Annotated in this window: 18 protein-coding genes and 1 tRNA gene; 17 read left to right on the forward strand and 2 right to left on the reverse strand. The window is 37.6% G+C overall.

Going from position 1 to position 23181, the window contains the following annotated elements; genetic code table 11:
* Positions 1–20: 20 nt before the first annotated feature.
* The gene (gene guaB / locus AC3B5D_RS10145; RefSeq protein WP_489840158.1) at positions 21–1172 is read left to right on the forward strand and encodes an IMP dehydrogenase; all 1152 of its coding nucleotides are present in this window, start codon (positions 21–23) and stop codon (positions 1170–1172) included.
* The gene (locus tag AC3B5D_RS10150) at positions 1172–2035 is read left to right on the forward strand and encodes an IMP dehydrogenase (protein WP_489840157.1); all 864 of its coding nucleotides are present in this window, start codon (positions 1172–1174) and stop codon (positions 2033–2035) included. Before guaB ends, AC3B5D_RS10150 begins: the two co-directional genes overlap by 1 nt.
* Positions 2036–2097: 62 nt before the next feature.
* Here the strand turns inward: AC3B5D_RS10150 and AC3B5D_RS10155 are convergent.
* Positions 2098–2170 (reverse strand) — tRNA-Lys (locus tag AC3B5D_RS10155).
* Between the two features lie 220 nt (positions 2171–2390).
* Between AC3B5D_RS10155 and yycF the strand changes: the two genes are divergently transcribed.
* From yycF to AC3B5D_RS10185, 6 genes are all read left to right on the forward strand, one after another.
* A complete protein-coding gene (gene yycF, locus AC3B5D_RS10160) occupies positions 2391–3092 on the forward strand; it encodes a response regulator YycF (protein ID WP_489840156.1) in 702 nt (233 codons plus the stop codon).
* Between the two features lie 84 nt (positions 3093–3176).
* Entirely contained in the window at positions 3177–5060 is a 1884-nt protein-coding gene (walK, locus tag AC3B5D_RS10165) for a cell wall metabolism sensor histidine kinase WalK (RefSeq protein ID WP_489840155.1), read from the forward strand.
* Entirely contained in the window at positions 5047–6372 is a 1326-nt protein-coding gene (yycH, locus tag AC3B5D_RS10170) for a two-component system activity regulator YycH (protein ID WP_489840154.1), read from the forward strand. The genes walK and yycH overlap by 14 nt, the downstream gene beginning before the upstream one ends.
* Positions 6373–7191: a two-component system regulatory protein YycI gene (yycI, locus tag AC3B5D_RS10175; RefSeq protein ID WP_489840153.1), complete on the forward strand. Its 819-nt coding sequence runs from the start codon at positions 6373–6375 to the stop codon at positions 7189–7191.
* Between the two features lie 236 nt (positions 7192–7427).
* On the forward strand, positions 7428–8228 hold the full coding sequence (locus tag AC3B5D_RS10180; RefSeq protein ID WP_489840152.1) for an MBL fold metallo-hydrolase: 801 nt from the start codon (positions 7428–7430) through the stop codon (positions 8226–8228).
* A gap of 110 nt (positions 8229–8338) precedes the next feature.
* Positions 8339–9571: a S1C family serine protease gene (locus tag AC3B5D_RS10185; RefSeq protein ID WP_489840151.1), complete on the forward strand. Its 1233-nt coding sequence runs from the start codon at positions 8339–8341 to the stop codon at positions 9569–9571.
* Between the two features lie 343 nt (positions 9572–9914).
* Here AC3B5D_RS10185 and AC3B5D_RS10190 read toward each other — a convergent pair whose 3' ends face one another.
* A complete protein-coding gene (locus AC3B5D_RS10190) occupies positions 9915–10361 on the reverse strand; it encodes a YwiB family protein (RefSeq protein ID WP_489840150.1) in 447 nt (148 codons plus the stop codon).
* A gap of 103 nt (positions 10362–10464) precedes the next feature.
* Between AC3B5D_RS10190 and AC3B5D_RS10195 the strand changes: the two genes are divergently transcribed.
* The 9 genes from AC3B5D_RS10195 to helD all read left to right on the forward strand — a co-directional run bounded on the left by AC3B5D_RS10195 (position 10465) and on the right by helD (position 23118).
* A complete protein-coding gene (locus AC3B5D_RS10195; RefSeq protein ID WP_489840149.1) occupies positions 10465–11841 on the forward strand; it encodes an HD domain-containing protein in 1377 nt (458 codons plus the stop codon).
* A gap of 16 nt (positions 11842–11857) precedes the next feature.
* Entirely contained in the window at positions 11858–12694 is an 837-nt protein-coding gene (locus AC3B5D_RS10200) for a Cof-type HAD-IIB family hydrolase (protein ID WP_489840148.1), read from the forward strand.
* Positions 12695–12773: 79 nt separating this feature from the next.
* Complete coding sequence (rpoE, locus tag AC3B5D_RS10205) at positions 12774–13364, forward strand: DNA-directed RNA polymerase subunit delta (protein ID WP_489840147.1); 591 nt, start codon at positions 12774–12776, stop codon at positions 13362–13364.
* A 212-nt stretch (positions 13365–13576) separates the two neighbouring features.
* A complete protein-coding gene (gene pyrG / locus AC3B5D_RS10210) occupies positions 13577–15187 on the forward strand; it encodes a CTP synthase (protein WP_489840146.1) in 1611 nt (536 codons plus the stop codon).
* A gap of 339 nt (positions 15188–15526) precedes the next feature.
* Positions 15527–16789, forward strand: coding sequence for a UDP-N-acetylglucosamine 1-carboxyvinyltransferase (gene murA / locus AC3B5D_RS10215; RefSeq protein ID WP_489840145.1), 1263 nt, complete (start codon positions 15527–15529; stop codon positions 16787–16789).
* 293 nt (positions 16790–17082) lie between these two features.
* On the forward strand, positions 17083–18627 hold the full coding sequence (cshA, locus tag AC3B5D_RS10220) for a degradosome RNA helicase CshA (protein WP_489840144.1): 1545 nt from the start codon (positions 17083–17085) through the stop codon (positions 18625–18627).
* A gap of 224 nt (positions 18628–18851) precedes the next feature.
* Positions 18852–20366 carry an alanine racemase gene (gene alr, locus AC3B5D_RS10225; protein ID WP_489840143.1) on the forward strand — a complete coding sequence of 505 codons (1515 nt, stop codon included), beginning with the start codon at positions 18852–18854 and terminating at the stop codon, positions 20364–20366.
* 13 nt (positions 20367–20379) lie between these two features.
* A complete protein-coding gene (locus AC3B5D_RS10230) occupies positions 20380–20742 on the forward strand; it encodes a type II toxin-antitoxin system PemK/MazF family toxin (RefSeq protein ID WP_489840142.1) in 363 nt (120 codons plus the stop codon).
* 81 nt (positions 20743–20823) lie between these two features.
* Positions 20824–23118: an RNA polymerase recycling motor HelD gene (gene helD, locus AC3B5D_RS10235; protein ID WP_489840141.1), complete on the forward strand. Its 2295-nt coding sequence runs from the start codon at positions 20824–20826 to the stop codon at positions 23116–23118.
* Positions 23119–23181: the final 63 nt, after the last annotated feature.

Genomic DNA, 23181 nt, shown 5'->3' on the forward strand with positions numbered 1-23181 from the left:
TACAAAAAAATGGAGGAATTATGGTTAATTATAGTTTTGCAAATAAATTTGTACCAATGGGGCTAACATTTCAAGATGTTGCATTACCAATTCATCAAACAGAAAATGCGCAAGAAAAAATAAATATGCAAACTATATTGACGCCAACGTTAAAATTAAATCGGCCAATTTTATCAGCAGCAATGGATACGGTTACTGAAGCACCTATGGCAATTGCGTTAGCTGAATTTGGCGGACTAGGCGTGATTCACAAGAACATGCTAATTGCAGATCAGGCTGCTGAGGTTAGACAAGTTAAAGCTGTCAAAGTCGACCCTAAAGCATCTCCGAATGCAGCAATGGATACACAGGGTCGTTTACTAGTTGCTGGGGCCGTTGGTGTGACTTCTAATACGCTGGAACGAGTTGCCGCATTAGTAGCAGCTGGCGCTGATGCGATTGTTCTAGATTCAGCACATGGTCATTCGGAAGGCGTCTTACGTAAAATTCATGAAGTTCGCCAGGCTTTTTCAAATATTAATATTATAGCTGGTAATATTGCTACTAAAGCGGGTGCAATGGCATTATACGATGCTGGTGCTGATGTTGCTAAAGTTGGTATTGGACCAGGTTCGATTTGTACAACACGGGTCGTCGCTGGCGTTGGTGTACCACAGATTTCAGCGATTGTCGCAGCCCAAGAAGCGGCAAAGATATACCATAAAACGATTATTGCGGATGGTGGCATTAAAACGGCTTCAGATATGAGTAAAGCATTATTAGCTGGTGGTCATGCCATTATGCTAGGATCAGTGTTAGCAGGTACTTTTGAAACGCCTGGTGAGATTATAACCACACCAGAAACTGGTTTACGATACAAGGCTTACCGAGGAATGGGATCAATTGCTGCGATGCAAAATGGGTCAAAAGATCGTTATTTTCAAGGTGAAGTTAATGAAGCTAATAAAATGGTTCCTGAAGGTATTGAAGGAAAGACAGCATACAAGGGCACTTTGTTAGATGTATTAGAACCATTGTTAGCAACGACAATGGTCAATTTAAAGCAGGCTGGTTTAACATCAGTCACACAGGCAGCTAATGAGGGTCAATTATTGGTTACCACAACAACCCCAGATTATGCGAATGTGCCACAGAATATACGGTTGATCATCAAAAAGGAGGAGTTGATATAATGCTCAGCAAACAAGGATTAGGACTCAATGAGGTATTATTAGTGCCCAGTGCATCAGATGTGTTACCAAATGAAATCGATATTCGTACGCAAGTCACACAGCATTTGCAACTATCAGTGCCAATTATTGGTGCCACTAATTTTACGACTGTTGATCATGCACTTGCCTTTGCGAAAGCAGGCACATTAGCAATTTTGCCAGAAACATTAGCAACACCGATCATTGTTGAAAAAATGAAGCAAATTGATACAACGTATCTAGTTGGTGTTTCAATCAACTTGTCTGCTAGTATGATAACTAGAGTTCATGAATTAGTAACTGCGGGCATAAATGTGTTGCAATTACCAACCACAACGCAACAGACATCATTACTGATGCGAAGTATTCATGATATAAAAAAGCAATTTCCGACATTACCAGTTTGGGTTGGACCGACGGATTCATTAAAAGATGCGCAAGATGCTTTAGAAGCAGGTGCTGACACGATTATTGTTGGCAACAATAATCATCCTTTAACCAACATTGTGACAACGGTCATGGCTTTTACAGCATTGGCAGCGAAATTTGATAAGAATGTTATTCTTGGATCAGGTGTTAAATATTCTGGAGATGTTGTCAAAGCATTAGCTGCGGGTGCAGTTGCTACGATGGTAGATGATCAAATGATGACCGGTGTTATCGCAGATAATATTTTCCAAATTAGTGGCGGCTTACGATCGGGTATGGGTTATACCGGATCGGGAGATGTTGCTACTTTACGACAACATGGTCAATTTGTCCAAATTACTGCAGCAGGATTAACAGAAAGTCATCCCCACGATGTTACCTTAATTCGGGATGCGCCTAACTATCATCGTGTATAAATAATAAACTTATCCCTAATAAGAAAAGACCACACAAATTGATATCTGTGTGGTCTTTATAGTGGACAAGCAGGGGCTCGAACCCTGGACCCACGGATTAAGAGTCCGTTGCTCTACCAACTGAGCTACTTGTCCAAATAAATTGTTTTACAACAACGAAAATAAATATACCACTGATAAAAATAGATTGCAATAAAAAAATAAAAAAGGCCAGTATAATAACATTGATTAAAATGACAGTCTAAAAAATTGGCATTATATCGTTTTTTTAAATTTTTGATAAAATTTTATTTTGGTAAAATTCGCTTGCATGTTATAATATCAATCAGAGACCCACCATTGGGAGGACATAATAATGAGTAAAATATTGGTCGTAGATGACGAAAAACCGATCTCAGATATCATAAAATTTAATTTAACAAAAGAAGGTTATGACGTCGTTGTGGCAATGGATGGTCGTGAGGCTTTGGATTTGTTCGATAGTGAGGAACCAGATTTAGTTCTTCTTGATCAAATGTTACCCGAGGTTGAAGGAACTGAAGTGTTGCGTCAAATTCGGACGAAGTCTCAAACACCAGTCATTATGGTGACAGCAAAAGATTCAGAAATTGACAAAGTATTGGGCTTGGAAATGGGTGCCGATGATTATGTCACAAAACCATTTTCAAATCGCGAACTTTTGGCAAGAATTAAAGCAAACTTGCGTCGTCAAACCCCATCGTCTGGGCAAGGACAAGTCGATGATAGTGGTGATATTAAGATTGGTGCGTTAACTATTCATCCAGATGCTTACATGGTTTCAAAAAATGGTCAAGATATTGAATTAACTCATCGTGAATTTGAATTATTACACCATTTATCAAAACATATTGGTCAAGTCATGACACGTGATGATTTATTGCAAACTGTCTGGGGTTATGATTACTTTGGTGATGTTCGTACAGTCGACGTCACTGTTCGTCGTATCCGTGAAAAGATTGAAGAGACACCTAGTCATCCACAAATCTTAATGACACGTCGCGGTGTTGGCTATTATCTAAAAGTATCTGAAGAATAAAGAATTAAGTTGTAAAAGGCTAGTGCCTTGCCAAATGGCATGGTGCTGGCTTTTTTTGTCATTAGGAAAGGCAGTATCAGATTTATGAAAATCAGACGTAAATGGCGCCATTTTTTTTCATCTATTCACTTTAAAATTGCGCTAGTCTTTACGCTAACATTGATTGTTACTTTGGAATTAGTGGGTGCTTTTTTTGTGCGGCAACTAGAACGACAAAGTCTATCATCATTTCGTGATCAAATTTCCTTACCTGTTTATGTTGATGATTCTTTGACGCAGCAATTAGCAAGTAGTAGTCAAAAGAAAGTTAATCAAAATGTGCATACGATTTTGAACTCAACTAATAATGCGGCTATTTCTGAAATTCAGGTTTTTGATACAGCCGGGATTTTGCGTGGTACCAATGATGTTAATAATCAGGACAAGGTTGGGCAAAAGACAACAGATGCAGATATTAAAGCAGCTATTGCTGGCAATAAATATACGAAGAATCCAATTATTACTCAAAATGGTACAAGGTATCAATTGGTGATTAAACCATTGGTCAATACGGTGAATGGCGAAAGTAATATTGTAGGAGTTGTGGTTGTTCGTGCCAGTCTGGAAACGGTTTATGATAATTTAACGAAGATATCATTTATTTATTTTGCTTCGTTAGTATTTGCTGTTGCTCTAGGTGTAATCATGGCGATATTTATTTCGCGTAGTATTACAAAGCCGATTGCTGAGATCAGTGAGCGAACAACTAAGATTGCTCAAGGAGATTATTCTGGCGGTATCGTTGTTCGAACGAATGATGAAATTGGAAAATTAGCACAAGATGTTAATGTTTTGGCGGAACGCATTGAGGAAACCACAAACTCAATGGATTTTGAACGTCGTCGTTTGGATTCTGTGCTTGAGCATATGTCGGATGGTGTTATTGCCACCGATAGACGAGGTAGTATTAATATCATTAATATTGCTGCCTTACGAATGACAGGATCTATAGATAGTCAAGATGCGGTGGGAAAGTCCATCTTAGATGTTTTACAAATTGCTGATCAATATAGTCTTCGTGATTTGTTAGATAATCATCATGAATTACTATTAGATTTTAGCACTGATGAACACCCATTAATGATTCGGGCTTACTTTAGTTTAATTGAGCGTGCATCAGGCTTTATTTCTGGATTAGTCATTGTTTTGCATGATGTTACTGAACAACAACGAATTGAACGTGAACGTCGTCAATTCGTTTCAAACGTATCACATGAGTTACGCACGCCGCTAACATCTGTCAAATCATATGTTGATGCTCTACAAGATGGCGCGGTCGAAGATCCGGAAGTATCGCATAGTTTCTTAAAAGTTGCCCAGGATGAAACGACCCGTATGATCCACATGATTAATGATTTGTTAGAGTTATCACGGATGGATTCAGGTACAATGAAACTTGAAAATGAATTCACGAATATTGCGGATTTATTTAATTATATCCTGGACCGATTTGATATGATCATTGCGAATGACGATAAACCAGCTAAGTATTATTCCATTAAGCGGATTATCCCACAATTACAAATTTGGGTGGAAATTGATACATCGAAATTTACACAGGTGATTGACAATATTATGAATAATGCGATTAAATACTCCCCTGATGGTGGTGTGATTACGGCACGCTTAGTCGATCGTCAAACAGAAGTTGTCTTAAGTATTACTGATCAAGGATTAGGAATTCCAAAACGAGATATGAAACAAATTTTCGATCGTTTCTTCCGTGTTGATAAAGCGCGTTCAAGAGCGCAGGGTGGTACTGGCTTGGGATTAGCAATTTCCAAAGAAATTATTGAACGATTTGGTGGTCGTGTATGGGTTGAGTCAACTGAAGGTGAAGGTTCAACGTTCTCAATTGCATTACCTTATGAACCATATAACGAACTAGACGATGAATGGGACGATGGTGCTTGGGATGAAGAAGAATAAGCAATGGCGAATAAAAATCAGATACTTTAGGCAACAATATGGTCTCATTATTGCCTTAGTTATTGCTATTTTTATTAGTATCTTTTTATCAGTTCAATTATGGCAAAGTCCAACGCAATCAACACAAAACCAGCAATCTGACGAAACAAATCAAGAAAATGTTGCGGGTAAAGATTTAACGGATGTGTATAGTGTGTCACAAATTACTTATAATCATGGACAAAAAAAACTGAGTGTGATTGATTATCGAACTTTAGCGTCTAAAATGATTAATCGTGTGCAAACATGGAGTTTAAGTAGTAAGGGCAGTCAAGTTGTCAAAAAGCAGACTTATATTAATAAGTTAGCACGGGATAATGTGGTTGTGATGAGTTTTCCAGATTCAGTTTCTGGCAGCATCGTCAAAAAAATCTTTGGTAAACAAATCAAGTTACCAAATAATGCCATGATCAATCACGTGCAATTACCACGAAATAAAGGTAATAGAATTGCCTTTTATGACGATCGTCATCGCAAGATTTATACTTTTCAAGCAACAAATATGCCACAAAAAATTCAGAAACGCCCCAATAATAAAAAAGTTGTCACTGTTGAATATGAATGGCTGGGTAAGAGCGTCATGGCAGCGACAACAGAGTCAACCACGTTGCAAAGTTATAGTTATCTGTTAGATGTTGATAGTACGATTTCTCGTTTAACCAAGTTATTTCCAGATAGCGGCACAAGAGAAGTCAATCATAGTCAAGAAATTTTGACTTATACGAATGGTAATAATCGACGGATGCAACACAATGTGACAACAGGGGTGATTAACTATGATGCATATGGGATCCATCACAATGTTGATACATTTAACCGGCGTCAATATCAAAGTTATCGTTGGCTAACTACTTTACATCAATTGTCAGATAATTTATATTATTTTGAACAGCAAAATCGTGGTCAAACATTGACATATCGCTTATTTGTGAATGGATTACCGATATTTAATCAATCGACTGATGGCACCGTTCAGGTGAAACAATTACCTAATCAGCATGAAGAAATTGTGATGTCGCAATATTCATTACGAGTGCCATTACCAACAGATCAAAAGAATAAAATGATACTGGCACCAATGACAGATGCGATGGCAAAATTAGAAAATGTTGGTGTATCAAAAGATGATATTGAGCAGATGTCAATTGGCTATCGTTGGCAACTGAATACAGATAATCAAATTGTGACGTTGCAACCAGAATGGTATTTTGAACAAGGACATGTTTGGCGATCGGTTAATGATCAAGTTAACAATGAGGAGAGGGGGCATTAGATGGATTTTCGTAAAGTCTTAGCAGCCTTCTTAGCAGTTTTTGTTGCTTTAGATATCTTTTTGGGTATTCAATGGGTACGAGAATACCCATTTAGTGATAATCGGCCAACAGATGAACAAATATTAGATGAAATGAGTGATGATGGCATTGTGTATAAAAATTTATCACAAAATCATCAGATTGGTTCATATCTTGCTGGGAAAAGCGGTAAGCAAATGTTGATGAAGCATGTGCAGCAACTTCGTCCACGTTGGCAAACCTCATTTTCAAATAATCAGTTAAAAGTTGTTGCACAAACGCCAATGGCATTAGGAACGGATACCGTCAGCGATGTTCAGGCTCTTAATCAGTTGATCAAAAAGCGTGATCAAGTGATTGCAGGGACACATTATCAGTACAGTAAAAAAATGACGCAAATCGTTCAGTCTGAAAATAAGCAAGCGGCAAACGTCTATGTTTATGTACAAAAGGTACCAACAGATAAACATCAATTTTTGGCAGATCGTGCGCAAATCGTTTTTGAAGTAGATCATCATCATCGGCTGAAGAGTTATAGTCAACAATATATTAATCAAACGCAGTTTTTAAGAGATGATATGCAATTAATTTCTGAAAAACAAGCGTTGATTAGTTTATATCAATATAATGAATTGCCTAATAATAGTACAGTTAAACTGTCAACGATGGGTTATACGACATTAACCACGGTTAAAAATGATATTATCTTTGTGCCGGTATGGCAATTTTTGATTGAAAATAGTAGTAAAACAACGGAAGTTGTCTCAGTTAATGCAATTAATGGTTCAATTATGAAATAGACCTTCTATCACGTGTTAAAATATAATTTGTGGTGGAATAATAATGAAAAGACGTTGGTGTAAATAAGCACGTCTACCTTAGTAAGAGGCACAAAGTTTGCCACCATAATGGTGTGAATTTTGTGCCCTAAGTGTATATAACAAGATGTCATTGATAGCATCATAAAGTTAAGGATATGGTGAAAGAATTTAATGATTATTAGGATAGATTCTTTAATGTTAGTAAGGAGTTAAGAATGGCAAATGATTTTAAGGTGTCAATGTTAGCATCTGGTAGTAAAGGTAATGTTACGTTTATTGAAACGCCTCAACATAATGTGTTGGTTGACGCTGGTTTGTCAGGAAAGAAGATTGCAAATTTAATGTCGCAAATTGGTCGCTCACTAAATGATGTTGATGCGTTATTTGTGACTCACGAACACAGTGATCATATTGCTGGTGTTGGGGTGTTAGCCCGTAAATATGGGATGGATATTTATGCTAATAAAAAAACGTGGGATGCAATGGCGAATAAAATTGGTCATATTGATTCTGAACAAAAGCAATTATTTGAACCGGGTCAAACAAAACTAATGGGGGACCTTGATATTGAAAGTTTCAGTGTGTCACATGATGCAGTAGATCCCCAGTTTTACGCTTTTCATCATGACAATAAAACTTTTGCCATGTTAACGGACACAGGGTATGTTAATGATCGTATTATTGGATCAATTAAAAACGCAGATGCTATTTTGATGGAAGCAAATCACGATTATGAAATGTTAAGGATGGGTAGTTATGCATGGTCGTTAAAACAGCGTATTTTAAGTGATCAAGGTCATCTATCAAACGAAGATAGTGCAATGGCATTAACACAATTATTAGGTAATCGAACGAAGCATGTCTATCTTGGTCATTTAAGTCAAGAAAACAATCAAAAGCCATTAGCACATATCACAGTACAATCAGTATTAGAAGAAAATGATTTTGGTGTTGATCATGATTTCCAATTGTTAGATACAGATCCAGCAATTGCAACACGCTTAATACAAATCTGAAAAGCCTTGGTACATATTAAGGTTAAGGCGATTTAAAGGGTGTTAGCTTAAAGTAACATTTATATAGACTGATAAAATTAATGGTAAAACATAAGATACGGGGCATGAATATGAAATTATCATCAGGAACAAAAATTGTGGTAATGAGTGTCGTCGCTGGACTAGTCGGTGGGGGTGTGGCTGCTGGTGGGGTGACTTATTTTTCACATGAAAATCAATCTACAACTAAAGTAACGACAGGTAAAACAGTACCTGTTAAGGTCAACAGTAGTAATGTTAAGGGGACGTCAAGCGCAACAAAAGCATTTAAAACGGTTTCTGGAGCCGTTGTGTCGGTCATTAACTTACAAAAACAACAATCGTTACAATCCGGTACATATGGGAGTAGCACGACGGATGATGATTCGACAGCAAGCAGTGATTCTTCCGGTTTAGCAACTGCTTCAGAAGGTTCAGGTGTTATTTATAAAAAGACTGATAACACAGCGTATATTGTCACAAATAATCATGTTGTCGCAGATTCTAATGCTATTCAAGTACTATTAAGTGATGGCACCAAACTAACAGCAAAATTGGTTGGAACAGATGAGCAAACTGACTTAGCTGTTTTGAAAGTTTCAGCAAGTAAAGTAACGGAAATTGCTGATTTTGCGGATTCGTCTAAAACTGAAGCGGGTCAATCAGTCCTAGCAATTGGATCACCATTAGGTTCAGATTATGCAACGTCAGTGACAGAGGGAATTATTTCTGCCACGAAACGTCAAGTGGATGCAACTGATGAAAGTGGTAACTCCCTTGGTAAAGCGACTGTATTGCAAACAGATGCAGCAATTAATCCAGGTAATTCTGGTGGACCATTAGTTAACTTGGCAGGACAAGTTGTTGGTATTAATTCCATGAAATTAGCTTCATCTGAAGATGGTACGTCAGTTGAAGGTATGGGTTTTGCGATTCCTTCTAACACAGTTGTTAGCATCATTAACGAACTAGAAAAGAATGGAAAAATCGAACGACCAGCACTCGGTGTTTCAATGGTAGATTTAAGTAATGTTTCGGCCAGTGACCAGAGTGATGTCTTAAATTTGCCATCTCGTGTTTCTGGTGGTGTGGTGGTGATTAATACGGAAGACGACTCACCAGCAGCCAATGCTGGTTTGAAGAAGTATGATGTCATTACAAAAATTGATAGTACGACGGTCACTGATTCAGGTGAATTGCGAGATGCATTGTATAAGCATAAAATTGGTGATTCAGTAAAATTGACTTATTATAGAAATGGTAAAGAATCGACAACTACCGTTAAACTTAATAAATCAACTAGTTCATTAAGTAGCGAACAATAAAGTGAATAAATTAGAAATAAAATGTGAGGAAGGTGTGAAGAAATTCAGACCTTCTTTGTGTTTTGTAAACAAATTGAAATATTTGTGAAACCTTTATGAAAAGTTCATTGTTTATATTGTGTATATCCGCTTTTGTTAGTGGAATTCATTACTCCCCAAAGTATATGAAAAATTACATAGTTCCCCAAACTATGTATCCCCCCTTCGCTGGTTGCGATAGTAGCCGGCGGCGGACCATCGTTGCGTTCCCCCTCTTGCACGGTGGTCTTTTTTTATTGAAAAAAGTCGTTTACAAAAGACGGTTTGACTGTATTGTCAACTTTTTTGTAAACGACTTTTATTTTTATGATTTTGGTATAACGACTAAGGCTAGTTGATAACGGCCAACGTCAACGTGGTTATTTTGTAAGGTATAACTAACTGTTAATTTACCATAGGGGTGTTGGGGCGATATATCACTGAATAATTCATCAGTTTGTACAGTAATTGGGATGTTACCTTGTGGTGTGACATAATGTGTTTGAAAAAATTGTCCCAACATAAAATGTAATTGCACATCAGTAAAGTAATTGTGACGATGCAATAAAATATCATTCGTCGTTGTTATTTTAAATGTTACTGGCGTATCATTAACGCCCTGTTGATGTTCAGTGTATCGGATATAGAGGGCGTTATCTGTTAACGTCAATGTTGCCTCTTCTTCAAATTGAAATTGCTCAATATCATCAGCTTGTTTAATCTGAGTTGTTAACGAAATACGGGTTGACCATGATTTTCTCATAGGTTGCATATAAAACTCCTTGAAATATGATTGTTTCAGTCCATTATACAGGGTTCAATAGGGTATAATGTAATAAATATACGGCATATTCGACAGAATTAGAAAGGAAATCATGACGCAATTTATTAAAACAGGTTCAGAAAAGGTTTTTCGGGATCCCGTACTTAATTCAATACGGGTAAAAGATCAAGTCATTCTTGATTTAATTGGGACGTCTGAATTTCAACGTCTGCGCCGAATAAAACAATTAGGTGTTGCTAGTGCTGTTTTCCATGGTGCTGAGCATTCACGCTTTTCACATTCATTAGGTGTTTACGAAATTGCTCGCCGTTTTGCAAATCATTTAGAACAATTTTATCCTTCGCAAAAAGCTGGGGATGGATTATGGGATGTTAACGAACGGCTTGTTTTGTTGTGTGCGGCATTGCTACACGATGTTGGTCACGGACCATATTCACATACTTTTGAGCATATTTTTAATACAGATCATGAAGTTTACACACAAAATATTATCTTATCAGCAGACACTGAAGTGCACCAGGTATTGGCAAAAATTGCACCCGATTTTCCACAAAAAGTTGCCAGTGTCATTGCTAAAACGTACCCTAATCCACAAGTTGTTCAGTTAATTTCTAGTCAAATTGATGCAGATCGAATGGATTATCTATTACGTGATGCCTATTATTCTGGTGCAACATACGGTCAATTTGACTTATCTCGTATCATTCATGTGATGCGCCCTTATTCAGGCGGGATTGCTTTTGATGAAAAGGGCTCTTATGCTATCGAAGATTACGTTGTGTCGCGTTATCAGATGTATGTCCAGGTTTATTTTCATCCGGTATCACGTTCGTTTGAAGTACTCTTACAGCATTTACTTGAACGAGCAAAATTTGTATATGATGAAAGCCAAACGGATTCGCGAGTGGATGGCACGTTTATTTCTAAGACACTCCAGCCACTTTTTGCGGGTAATTTAGATTTACAGCAATATTTGATGTTAGATGATTCGTTAATGTTGGCTAATATCAATTCATGGCGCTACGCTGAAGATGCTATTTTAGCTGATTTAGCCACACGCTTTATTAATCGTAAACCACTAAAGTCAATTGTCATTACGGATGAAACGCGTCAATTGTTACCAATTATTAAGGGATTGATCGATTCTGCCGGGTTTGATACACGCTATTATACGGCTGAAAATGATAGTTTTGATTTACCATATGATGCGTACAATCCAAAAGATAAAAAGCCACGAACGCAAATTGAAATTATGCAGTTGGATGGTTCGTTAACAGAATTATCAACGCAAAGTCCACTTGTTGAAGCAATGACTGGACGGATTTTTGGGAATGCGCGTTTCTTTTTCCCGCGTGAAATGTTAGCAGAACATGCAGTAGGTGATATTATGGCACCGATTTATAATGACTTTCAGCGATATGTGCACAATGAAACGTTAATTAATCCGGCAAAGACAGATGGTGAATAGGGAGTGTTTTTAAATTATGGCAATTAAGTTAGTGACAATCGATATTGACGATACTTTGGTGAATTCAGCAAAACAAATTACACCACGAGTAAAAAAAGCATTGCAAGAAGCAAAGGCTAAGGGCGTTAAAATTGTTTTAGCAACTGGTCGTCCACTGTCTGGCGTTCAAAATTATCTCAGTGAGTTGGGTTTAGCAAAGCAAACCGATCAATTTGCAGTGACATACAATGGCAGTGTTGTGCAAACAACGGCTGGCCAACAATTAGGCGGACATGAATTAACGTTAGCTGACTATAAAAAATTTAAAGCGATTGCCGATGAGCATCAAGCTTATATACAAATAGAATCACTTAGTTATGCCATTACTGCTAACACAATGGTTAATCGACATGCAAATGGTGAGAATAATATGGTTCGTATGCCCTTAAAGTTTCAGTCAATTGCGACAATGACGGAAGATGAACACTATGTAAAATTTATGTTTATCGATGAAGCTGACAAAATTAATGAAATTGTTGAAAATATACCACAAGCGTTAAAAGACACCTATTATATTGTTAAATCGACACCTAATTTCTTGGAAGTCATGCATAAAAATTCTACAAAAGGTGCAGGTTTGCAATTATTAGCTGATAGATTAGGCATTGCGATGTCAGAAACAATGGCTTTGGGTGACCAGCATAATGATATAACGATGTTACAAGCTGCTGGTCTGGGTGTCGCAATGGCAAATGCCGTCCCAGAGGTAAAAGCAATTGCGGATGCCATCACGACATCGCAAAATGAAGATGGTGTGGGGGTTGCTGTTGAAAAGTGGGTTTTGAACAAGCGTGTGCCTGAATTAGAAAATTAAATTGGAAAATATTTGCCGAAATGACAAAAATATTGTAATATTAGACATTGAGTAAGACCGCGAAAGGACGTGTAGTGATTTGGCATTAACACAATTTGACGGCCAAAATAAGGATGAGCTTTCAATGATTGAAGTTGCTCGTGCAATTTTGTCTGACCGTCATGAAACAATGGGATTTAATGACTTGTTGAATGAAGTACAAGCATTTACCGGTAAGTCGGATGAAGAGATTCGTGCGCGCTTATCACAATTTTATACTGATTTGAATATTGACGGTTCATTCATTTCATTGGGTGATACAATGTGGGGCTTACGTTCATGGTACCCAATTGACTCAATTGATGAAGCTGTTCACTTGGATCTAGAAGAAGAAGTTGAAGGCAAGCCAAAGAAGAAGAAACGCAAGAAGATCAATGCCTTCTTGGCTGATGCTGATGACGACGATGATGTCATTGACTATAATGATGACGATCCTGAAGATGATGACTTTGATGTGGATACAGCTGATGCTGATGATGATACAGCTGATGTTGACGATGATGACGACGATGATACTAGTGCTGATGATGATTTTGAGCACGATGAAGTATCAGGTGGTCTCGGTGACGAAATCAGTGGTATTAAGACAGATGTTGATGATGATTATGGTTCAGGTGATATTGAACACTAATTGTTGTTGGTTCGATAACTGAAAATTGTCAAACAATTTTATTTGATTATTAATTGACACTTTTGGAATTTTCGTGTATTATTAAATTCCGGGCTCTTGTATTTACTTACAAGGCGTAATCAAAGTTGATTAATGCTCCCAACGCTACCTAAGCATTGGGGGCTTTTTTATTTTTTATTGGCATCGACATAGAACTCGGAGGATATATTTATATGACAGCTAAATACATCTTTGTTACTGGTGGTGTAGTTTCATCATTAGGTAAAGGTATTGTTGCAGCTTCACTAGGACGTTTATTAAAAAATCGTGGTTTTAAAATTGCGGTACAAAAGTTTGACCCATACATCAATATTGATCCAGGAACCATGTCACCCTATCAACATGGGGAAACATTCGTGACAGAAGATGGCCTGGAAACGGATTTGGATTTAGGTCATTATGAACGTTTTATTGATATTAATTTAAATAAATATTCAAACGTTACTTCTGGTCGTGTTTATTCAGAAGTTTTAGCAAAAGAGCGTCGCGGTGATTATGATGGGGCAACCGTTCAAGTGATTCCACATATTACGAATGCTTTGAAAGAAAAAATGATGCGTGCAGCTGAAACTACTGATGCTGATATTGTGATCACTGAAGTTGGTGGGACAGTTGGTGATATTGAATCACTACCATTCATCGAAGCTTTGCGTCAAATGAAACGTGAAGTTGGTCCTGAAAATGTGGCATACATTCATACGTCATTGATTCCTTATTTGCGTGCAGCTGGTGAAATGAAAACAAAGCCAACACAACATTCTGTAGCAGAATTGCGTTCATTAGGAATTCAACCTGATATGTTGGTCGTTCGTACGGAACAGCATATCACTCAGAGTATGCGTGATAAATTAGCTTTATTCACTGATGTGGCACCTGAAGCTGTTATTGAGTCACTGGATGTTGATATTTTGTATGAGGTTGTCCTTAACATGCAAAAGCAAGGGATGGATGATGTTATCCTAAAGCGTTTGGGACTGTCAGCACCAGCTGCTGATTTAACGAGTTGGCGTGCAATGATTGATAGCATTCGTCATTTGAAGAAGTCAATTAAAATCACATTGATTGGTAAGTACGCTGATTTGCAAGATGCTTATATTTCTGTTAATGAAGCCTTACGTGCTGGTGGGTATGCCATTGACACAGATGTTGAGATCAATGCTGTTAATTCTGAAAAGGTGACTGTAGAAAATGTGGCAGATATTTTAGCTGATGCTGATGGTGTGATAGTGCCAGGTGGTTTTGGACCACGTGGTACAGAAGGCAAGATTGTAGCAATTCAATATGCACGTGAAAATAATTTGCCATTCTTAGGTGTTTGTTTAGGTATGCAATTAGCCACGGTAGAATTTGCACGCCATGTTCTAGGGCATGCAAATGCTAATTCAATTGAATTAGATTCAGAAACAGATACGCCAATCATTGCGTTGATGAATGATCAAAAAGAAATTACCAATCGTGGTGGGACTATGCGATTAGGACTATATCCAGCCATGTTAAAAGAAGGCAGTCTAACTAAAAAACTCTATGGTGATCAATCAGAGATTGAAGCTCGTCATCGTCATCGTTATGAATTTAATACGGCTTATCGTCAAGAGTTCGAAGACGCTGGTATGGTATTTGCTGGTACATCACCTGACCAAAGTTTGATGGAAATTATTGAATTACCGGCAAATGATTTCTTTGTTGCTGCACAATATCATCCAGAGTTTATGTCACGTCCAAATCATGCAGAACCTTTGTATGCTGGGTTTGTCAAAGCGGCATTAGCACATAAAGAAAAATAATTTGATAATTTAAAGAAAAAAATGATTGATAATTTTTGTTATCAATCATTTTTTTAGGTTATTATAGTATTCGATTGTTATAATGGATGAAACGGTTGTTTTTAAGTTTTTAGTAATTTTATGCTATTTTTTAGTGAAATTTTAAGTGGGAAAGAAAAACTAACGACATCTTATTGTCATTTAAATGTAACTAATGTAAACTTGTTTAAGTATATTATATTTTGAATATACGTAACCATTTTCATTTGGCGATAGTCGAATGAGGGATAACAAAAAATTTTGAATGAATGGACCTTAATTAAGGATGATAGAGTAAAGACTCTAAAAGGATTGATAAAAATGAAGAAGTTGGTAATCCATGGTGGACGACGGCTCAGTGGTGAAGTAACCATTGGTGGTGCAAAAAACTCTACCGTAGCTTTAATTCCAGCAGCAATTTTAGCTGAAACACCTGTAAAATTTGATAGCGTACCTGATATTTTGGATGTTTATAATTTGCAAGCCATTTTAAGCTCAATGAATGTTACTTCAACATTTGAAGGTGGTGAGCTCATGATTGACCCAACCAAGATTGTTGAGTCAGAGTTACCATCAACAGCAATTAAATCATTACGTGCATCATACTACTTTATGGGTTCATTGCTTGGTCGATTTGGACGAGCAACAGTCACTTTCCCAGGTGGAGATAACATTGGTCCAAGACCAATTGATCAACATATTAAAGGGTTTGAGGCATTAGGCGCAACAGTACATGAAGAAAATGATACTGTTTATATTAATGCTGAGCATGGTTTAAAAGCAGCTCGAATATTCTTGGATGTGGTATCAGTTGGTGCCACGATGAATATTATTATGGCAGCTGTTCATGCAGAAGGCACAACCATTTTGGAAAACGCTGCCCGTGAACCTGAGATTATTGACTTGGCGACATTCTTGAATAATATGGGAGCTCAAATTCGCGGTGCTGGTACAGATGTCATCAGAATTACTGGTGTTGATAAATTAGTCTCTAAAAATACACACACAATTATTCCAGATCGTATTGAAGCTGGTACATATTTGGCACTGGCAGCTGCACAGGGGGATGGTATCTTGATTAAGAATGTCATCCCAGAGCATTTGGAATCATTTACGGCAAAGTTATTAGAAATGGGCGTGCAATTAGATGTGCGTGAAGACAGTATTTATGTACCAAAGTCTGTCAACTTGCAACCTATTCAAATTAAAACAGCACCTTTTCCTGGATTTGCAACTGATTTACAGCAACCAATTACGCCATTATTGACGTTAGCAGAGGGGACTAGTTTAATTTATGAAACAATTTATCCGGAAAGAACACGTCACATACCAGAGCTACAAAAACTGGGAGTAAATGTGTCTAATGCGGCGTACGGGCAAATTGCCGTAACGAAGTGTCAGCACTTTCATGGTGCACGCGTTTCTGCTGCAGAAATACGTGCGGGAGCATCTTTGGTCACGGCTGGCTTAATGGCTGATGGTGTCACGGAAGTTTTGAATGCCGAGCATGTTTTGCGTGGTTATGATCATATTATCCATAAGTTAACGATGTTGAATGCTGATATTGAGATTTCTGAAGAATAATGCATCAAATTAGATAAACAATAAAATGTCTGAGCAAAAATTGGTGGTCCGTACAATGAAAGCGCAGACATTTTTTCTTTTGCTGTTTTTAAAATAATTACAAAGAAAAAAGAAGCCATAATGGTTGCTAATTCATGATTATCAGGATAAACTAGATAAGTTACGAAAATAAAGGACGATTACTAAAATCAAACGTAGTATGGACGCCGGATTGTGTCTAGTTTGTTTTTATGTTGATAAGTTCACGATATTAAAGAACGGTTGTTGCGGCAATCGTTACCGGAGGAAAAATTTTGAAGTTTTCAGAGTTGGGTCTTAGTCAAGACCTATTAGCGGCCATTGAAAAGCATGGTTATGTAGAAGCCACACCAATCCAGGAAAAGACAATTCCTTTGATCATGGCTGGTAAAGATGTTATTGGTCAAGCACAAACAGGAACTGGAAAAACGGCTGCATTTGGATTGCCAATCCTAGAGATGATTGACAATGAGAACAAAGACGTGCAAGCACTAGTTGTTTCACCAACCCGTGAACTAGCTATCCAAACACAAGAGGAACTATTCAAATTAGGACGTGACAAGCATGTTCGTGTCCAAGCGGTCTTTGGTGGTGCCGACATTCGTCGTCAAATTAATGGTTTGAACCATGGTGCACACATCGTTGTTGGAACACCTGGTCGTTTAATCGATCACATCCGTCGTGGTACGATTAACTTATCACATGTTAAGACATTAGTTTTAGATGAAGCTGATGAAATGTTAAACATGGGATTCTTAGAAGATATTGAATCAATCTTAAAGGCCGTACCTGATTCACGTCAAACATTGCTATTCTCAGCAACTATGCCACCTGCAATTAAGCGTATTGGTGTGCAATTTATGACGAATCCAGAGCATATTCAAATTGCAGCCAAAGAATTAACAACTGACTTAGTAGATCAATACTATGTTCGTGTGCGTGACTTTGAAAAGTTTGATGTCTTGACGCGTATTTTGGATGTACAACAACCAGAATTAGCAATTATGTTCGGACGTACAAAGCGTCGCGTTGATGAGTTAACTCGTGGATTAACTTTGCGTGGATTTAAAGCCGCTGGTATCCATGGGGATTTGACACAACAAAAGCGGACACAGGTTTTGAAACAATTTAAAAACCGTGAAATTAAAATTTTGGTTGCCACTGACGTTGCAGCACGTGGTTTGGATATTTCTGGTGTGACATACGTTTATAATTTTGATATTCCACAAGATTCAGAATCATATGTTCACCGTATTGGCCGTACTGGTCGTGCCGGTGCACATGGTACATCTGTTACCTTTGTAAGTAATTCAGAAATGGATTACTTAAAAGATATTGAAAAGCTAACGAAGAAGCGTATGCAGCCATTAAAGCCATATACTCGTGAAGAAGCACTAGCTGGACGTATGAGTGTTGCTGCTGAATCAGTTGCGGAGATTGTCAAAGCAACTGCAAATGTTGCCGATTCAGAGCAAGTTGACCAATTGGTTGAACAATATGATGCAAAAGCATTAGCTGCTGCACTATTAGGTGCGGTTGCTAATGTTGAAGAAATGGATGCTGAATTTAAGTTATCACACGAACGCCCATTGCCACATAAGCATGGTAACTATGGTGGATCACGCCGTAGTGGTGGTTATCGCGGTCGTCGTGACGGTGATCGTCGTCATGGTGGTGGTTATCGTGGTAACCGTGGTCAACGTGAGCGTCGTTCATACGATCGTGGTTCACGTACTGGTTCAGGTGACCGGTCACAACGTGGTCATTCAGGTGCGCCACGTCGTCAATCACGTAATTTTGTCATTAAAAACAACGACTAATTTAACAAATTAAATGATTTAAAGCTGAAGTTTGCCATTAATTTGGATAGCTTCAGCTTTTTCGATATATATGTCAAAATAAGAGATTTACTATTTCATTTTAGTTACTAAGTGGTAAATTAGCTAACCTTTTCTCACTTTTCTTTCTGATATAATAAAAAATAAGCGAGCGCAGTGATTACCATAGAGGTTATAATGAAAATAATATTTTGGGAGGTGGGGATATGATTCTTGGGCATGGCATTGATGCGCAAATTATCAGTAAAGTTGCTGCTGTTGCTGAACGGAGACCAGGTTTTATTGATGTTATTTTGACACCAGCAGAGCGTGCGGTGTATGACCAAAGAAAAGGCAAGCATCAATTGGAGTTTTTAGCAGGTAGATTTTCGATTAAAGAGGCCTACAGTAAGGCGATTGGTACTGGTATTGGTTCACAAGCTAGTTGGCAAGATATTGAAATTTTACCTAATCAGTCTGGACAGCCAGTGATGGTTAATCATCCAAGACAAAATGAAGCAGTGGTACATATTTCTATTTCACATACGGGTGATACGGTACATAGTTCAGTCATTTTAGAGTCACAAACTTCACAACAGGAAATGATTAATCATAAACAAATTGCCAATCAAGCGGTTATTAGTAATCGACGACCTGCCTGGTTAGAAATTTCGGAGAGAGCGATTAAGCATAATATTGATGCAGTACGTCAATTAACAGCAGTTAAACATTTTATTGCGATTGTAAAAGCAAATGCTTATGGCCATGGTTTGGCACAGGTTGTGACAGCGGCACAGCGTGCGAGTGTAGATGGTTTTGGTGTTGCGACAATTGATGAGGCCATTTGGTTACGTCAATATGGTGTTAAAAAGCCAATTTTTATATTAGGTGTTACACCAGTTACTTATGTGGCTGATTTAGTAAAGTATGATCTAATACCTGTTGTGACAAGTGAGGGATGGTTAGATGAACTACTAAAGGAATTACCATTAGCTGCCAGACTACAAGTATCTATTGGTGTTGATACTGGTATGGGGCGCATTGGTATACGACAACGCGACGTGTTACAACATGTTGTGACTAAAATTAATCAAGCAGATAATCTCATACTAAAAGGGATTGGCATGCACTTTGCAACGGCAGATGAAAAGAATACGGATTACTATGAGAAACAAATTGCAACCTGGCATCAGTTAGTAGATGGCTTACCGTTACCGATAGATACTTGGCAACACTTAGCAAATTCTGCAACAGCATTATGGCATGAGCAACCAAGTTTTGATGCAATACGAGTTGGGGCAGCAATGTATGGCTTTAATCCATCAGGAAATGTTTTAGAAACAAATCAGTTAGTACCAGCATTGCAATTAAAAGCGGCACTTGTTCATGTGAAATGTGTTGAGACAGGAAGTGCCATTTCTTATGGGGCAACATATAAAGCGGCAAAACCAGAATGGATTGGTACGTTGCCTATAGGTTATGCAGATGGTTATTCGCGTCAGTTGCAAGGTATGTATGGACTGCTACCTGACGGTCGACATGTTGAAATTGTTGGTCGAATTGCAATGGATCAATTAATGATTCGATTGCCAGAAAAGTTACCTATTGGCACAGTCATTACATTAATTGGTAAAGTGGGTCATGAAGAAATAACACTTGAAAATCTTGCAGATCGTTTAAATACGATTCCATATGAGGTTGCAACAAGTTTATCAACACGTTTACCACGAAAATTAATATAATAAAGAGAGACGTATGGCAAAGAAAAATGATATTAAACGAGGTGATATTTTCTTTGCAGATTTATCACCTGTGGTTGGGTCAGAACAAGGTGGTCAACGACCAGTTGTCATTGTCCAAAATGATGTTGGGAATCAACATTCACCAACAGTCATTGTGGCACCAATTACGGCAAAGATTGCAAAGCCAAAATTACCAACACATGTTGGGTTACCTTCAGAGTTGCCAAATACTGGTATTGGTCGGGACTCAGTGATTTTATTAGAACAAATTAGGACCATTGATAAGCGACGATTGCAAGATCAGATTGGTACTGTACCAACGAATTTAGTCGTAAAAATTGATCAAGCCTTGTTTATCAGTCTTGGTTTAGTATAATTTAATAACAATGAGGTGGATAAAACGTTTTGGTTTTATCCGCCTGTTTTTATTAGTAAAATTTATTAGAGGAGGCGTAACATGCATGAAGAACAAGCAATTGAACAAGCTAGATTGAATCAAGTTGTTCAAATTATTGATAAACAGTTACTGCAGGCTAAAGAAGCTTATACAAAAGCACATTCTGAAACGCGAGCAGTTGAAAGCAACTATATTGCTAATACATCAATTAATACTGCTGAAGTGGACGATGCCATGGAAACCAATGCTGAAATTCAACAACAAAGAAATATTGTTGCACGAGTTACTGAGACTGAAAATATCATGGCAAAAACTGTGACAACATTGAAAACGTTACGTCCTAATCCATATTTTGGTCGTGTTGATATTGTTGAAGATCATTTGCCAGAAACGTTATACATTGGTTTATCGTCGTTACAGGATGATCATGGTGAGTTTTTGATTTATGATTGGCGGGCGCCAATTAGTGGTGTTTACTATAATGGTACGTTGGGACAAGTCAGTTACCCAACTCCCAATGGGGAACAAATCGTTGATCTCAAGAAAAAAAGACAGTTTGTCATTGATAATAGCCAAATTACTAGTATGTTTGACACGAATGAGACTGTTGGTGACGAAATGTTGCAGTTCGCATTGGGACAACAAAATGATGATGTGATGCGAAATATTGTTGCAACGATTCAACAAGAGCAAAATCAAATTATTCGAGATACAACCAGTGATTTATTAGTTGTGCAGGGTGTTGCTGGCTCGGGGAAAACATCGGCTATTTTACAACGAATTGCCTTTCTTCTTTTTCATGCCCGTGAATCCCTAAACTCTGATCAAATTGTGTTGTTTTCGCCAAATCGTTTATTTTCTAGTTATATTGCAGATGTATTGCCTTCCTTAGGTGAGCGGAACATGCGACAGGTCACACTGGCTGAATTTTTTAGTGCTCGTTTACAGGGTTTAACGGTGCAAACATTGTTTGATAGATATGAAAAAGAACAACAAAATATTGGTGTCGCTAGTCAAAGTATTCGAGCAATTTTAGAAAGTGCAAACATTTTGTCGCTGGTTGAACAATATGTCACTCAACTAGAAATAAATGACTTACATTTTGTGGATATTTATTACGAAGACCAAATATTCTTTAGTGCAACAGAATTTAGTGATTACGCTGCAACACTATCAGATAGTTACGCTATGCGCGAACGAATTGATCAAGTACAAAAACATTTTATGCATGTGCTGACAGATCGCATTGCAAGTTCCCAAAATTCGGATTGGGTGCTTGCTGAGCTAGATAACTTAACTGATCAGGAATATCAAGCCTTATTGGGAGAAGAAGACATTGAAACATCATTAGCAGCAGAAGATGTCGATGATGTGATGTCGTTAGTTGCCAAACGTTATTTAATGAAACATTGGCAAATTATTGATGATGCGCTTTATAATCATTTTTTCTTAGATATTTATGAACAATATTCAGATTTCTTAAAGTATTTAAGCTTCAACGATGTCCAAAGAAGTTCATGGTGGGAAGCTAAAAAGAGACGGTTTGATTTACAATTAGAGTATCATCGTATTGATTTAGAAGATGCAGCACCGTTATTATTTTTACGAGATACATTAACAGCGGGTGGAACAAATCAGGCGATGGCATATGTCTTTGTAGACGAAATGCAAGATTATGCGTTGTCACAATTGTTATATTTAAAGCATGCTTTTCCAAAAGCAAAGTTTACGGTACTAGGTGACTCGGAGCAAGCACTCTTTCGTGAAGTCGAAACACCACAAATGTTATTAAATAAATATGCGCAAGCTTTTGAGGCAAAAAAGCCAATGTTGATCAAACTTAATAAAGCTTATCGATCAACTCAAGAAATTATGAACTTTGCCAAAGCATTACTACCAGATGGTGATGACATTATGACGTTTACTAGGCATGGTGAACAACCACTTTTATTGCAAACGAATGCTAAGGAAAGTGCTAGTGTATTAACAAATGAAATAACGCGCTTACGTCAATCAAATCAAACGGTCGCTATTTTGACAAAAACAGCCCTACAGGCTGAACAAGTGATGGATGCTTTACGTGGTTATAAAGAGTCAGTACAATTACTACATGCAACAGATCGATCACGACTGGCAAATGTGTTAATTATGCCGATTTATTTAGCAAAAGGTTTGGAATTTGATGCCGTGATTGGCTATGATGTTTCACAGTCTAATTATCCTGATAGTCAAGCGACCGGGTTGTTATATACATTAGCTTCTCGGGCGATGCACGCACTCTGTTTAATCAGTCTTGGACCAGCGTCACCATTGATTACGCAAGTGGAAAAAACACTGAATAAAGAAACAATCTGATAATAAATTAACAAGTGCTTGTTATCACATTAAAAAACTTTTACAATTGGTTTTGACGAATTT

The sequence above is a fragment of the Weissella sp. ESL1177 genome (assembly GCF_058107185.1).

Coding starts and splice junctions, on each gene's coding strand:
- pyrG (WP_489840146.1), top strand. CDS start 13,577: ATGACAGCTAAATACATCTTTGTTACTGGTGGTGTAGTTTCATCATTA.
- guaB (WP_489840158.1), top strand. CDS start 21: ATGGTTAATTATAGTTTTGCAAATAAATTTGTACCAATGGGGCTAACA.
- walK (WP_489840155.1), top strand. CDS start 3,177: ATGAAAATCAGACGTAAATGGCGCCATTTTTTTTCATCTATTCACTTT.
- AC3B5D_RS10200 (WP_489840148.1), top strand. CDS start 11,858: ATGGCAATTAAGTTAGTGACAATCGATATTGACGATACTTTGGTGAAT.
- AC3B5D_RS10185 (WP_489840151.1), top strand. CDS start 8,339: ATGAAATTATCATCAGGAACAAAAATTGTGGTAATGAGTGTCGTCGCT.
- AC3B5D_RS10230 (WP_489840142.1), top strand. CDS start 20,380: ATGGCAAAGAAAAATGATATTAAACGAGGTGATATTTTCTTTGCAGAT.
- yycI (WP_489840153.1), top strand. CDS start 6,373: ATGGATTTTCGTAAAGTCTTAGCAGCCTTCTTAGCAGTTTTTGTTGCT.
- AC3B5D_RS10195 (WP_489840149.1), top strand. CDS start 10,465: ATGACGCAATTTATTAAAACAGGTTCAGAAAAGGTTTTTCGGGATCCC.
- helD (WP_489840141.1), top strand. CDS start 20,824: ATGCATGAAGAACAAGCAATTGAACAAGCTAGATTGAATCAAGTTGTT.
- yycH (WP_489840154.1), top strand. CDS start 5,047: ATGAAGAAGAATAAGCAATGGCGAATAAAAATCAGATACTTTAGGCAA.
- murA (WP_489840145.1), top strand. CDS start 15,527: ATGAAGAAGTTGGTAATCCATGGTGGACGACGGCTCAGTGGTGAAGTA.
- AC3B5D_RS10190 (WP_489840150.1), bottom strand. CDS start 10,361: ATGCAACCTATGAGAAAATCATGGTCAACCCGTATTTCGTTAACAACT.
- yycF (WP_489840156.1), top strand. CDS start 2,391: ATGAGTAAAATATTGGTCGTAGATGACGAAAAACCGATCTCAGATATC.
- AC3B5D_RS10150 (WP_489840157.1), top strand. CDS start 1,172: ATGCTCAGCAAACAAGGATTAGGACTCAATGAGGTATTATTAGTGCCC.
- alr (WP_489840143.1), top strand. CDS start 18,852: ATGATTCTTGGGCATGGCATTGATGCGCAAATTATCAGTAAAGTTGCT.
- AC3B5D_RS10180 (WP_489840152.1), top strand. CDS start 7,428: ATGGCAAATGATTTTAAGGTGTCAATGTTAGCATCTGGTAGTAAAGGT.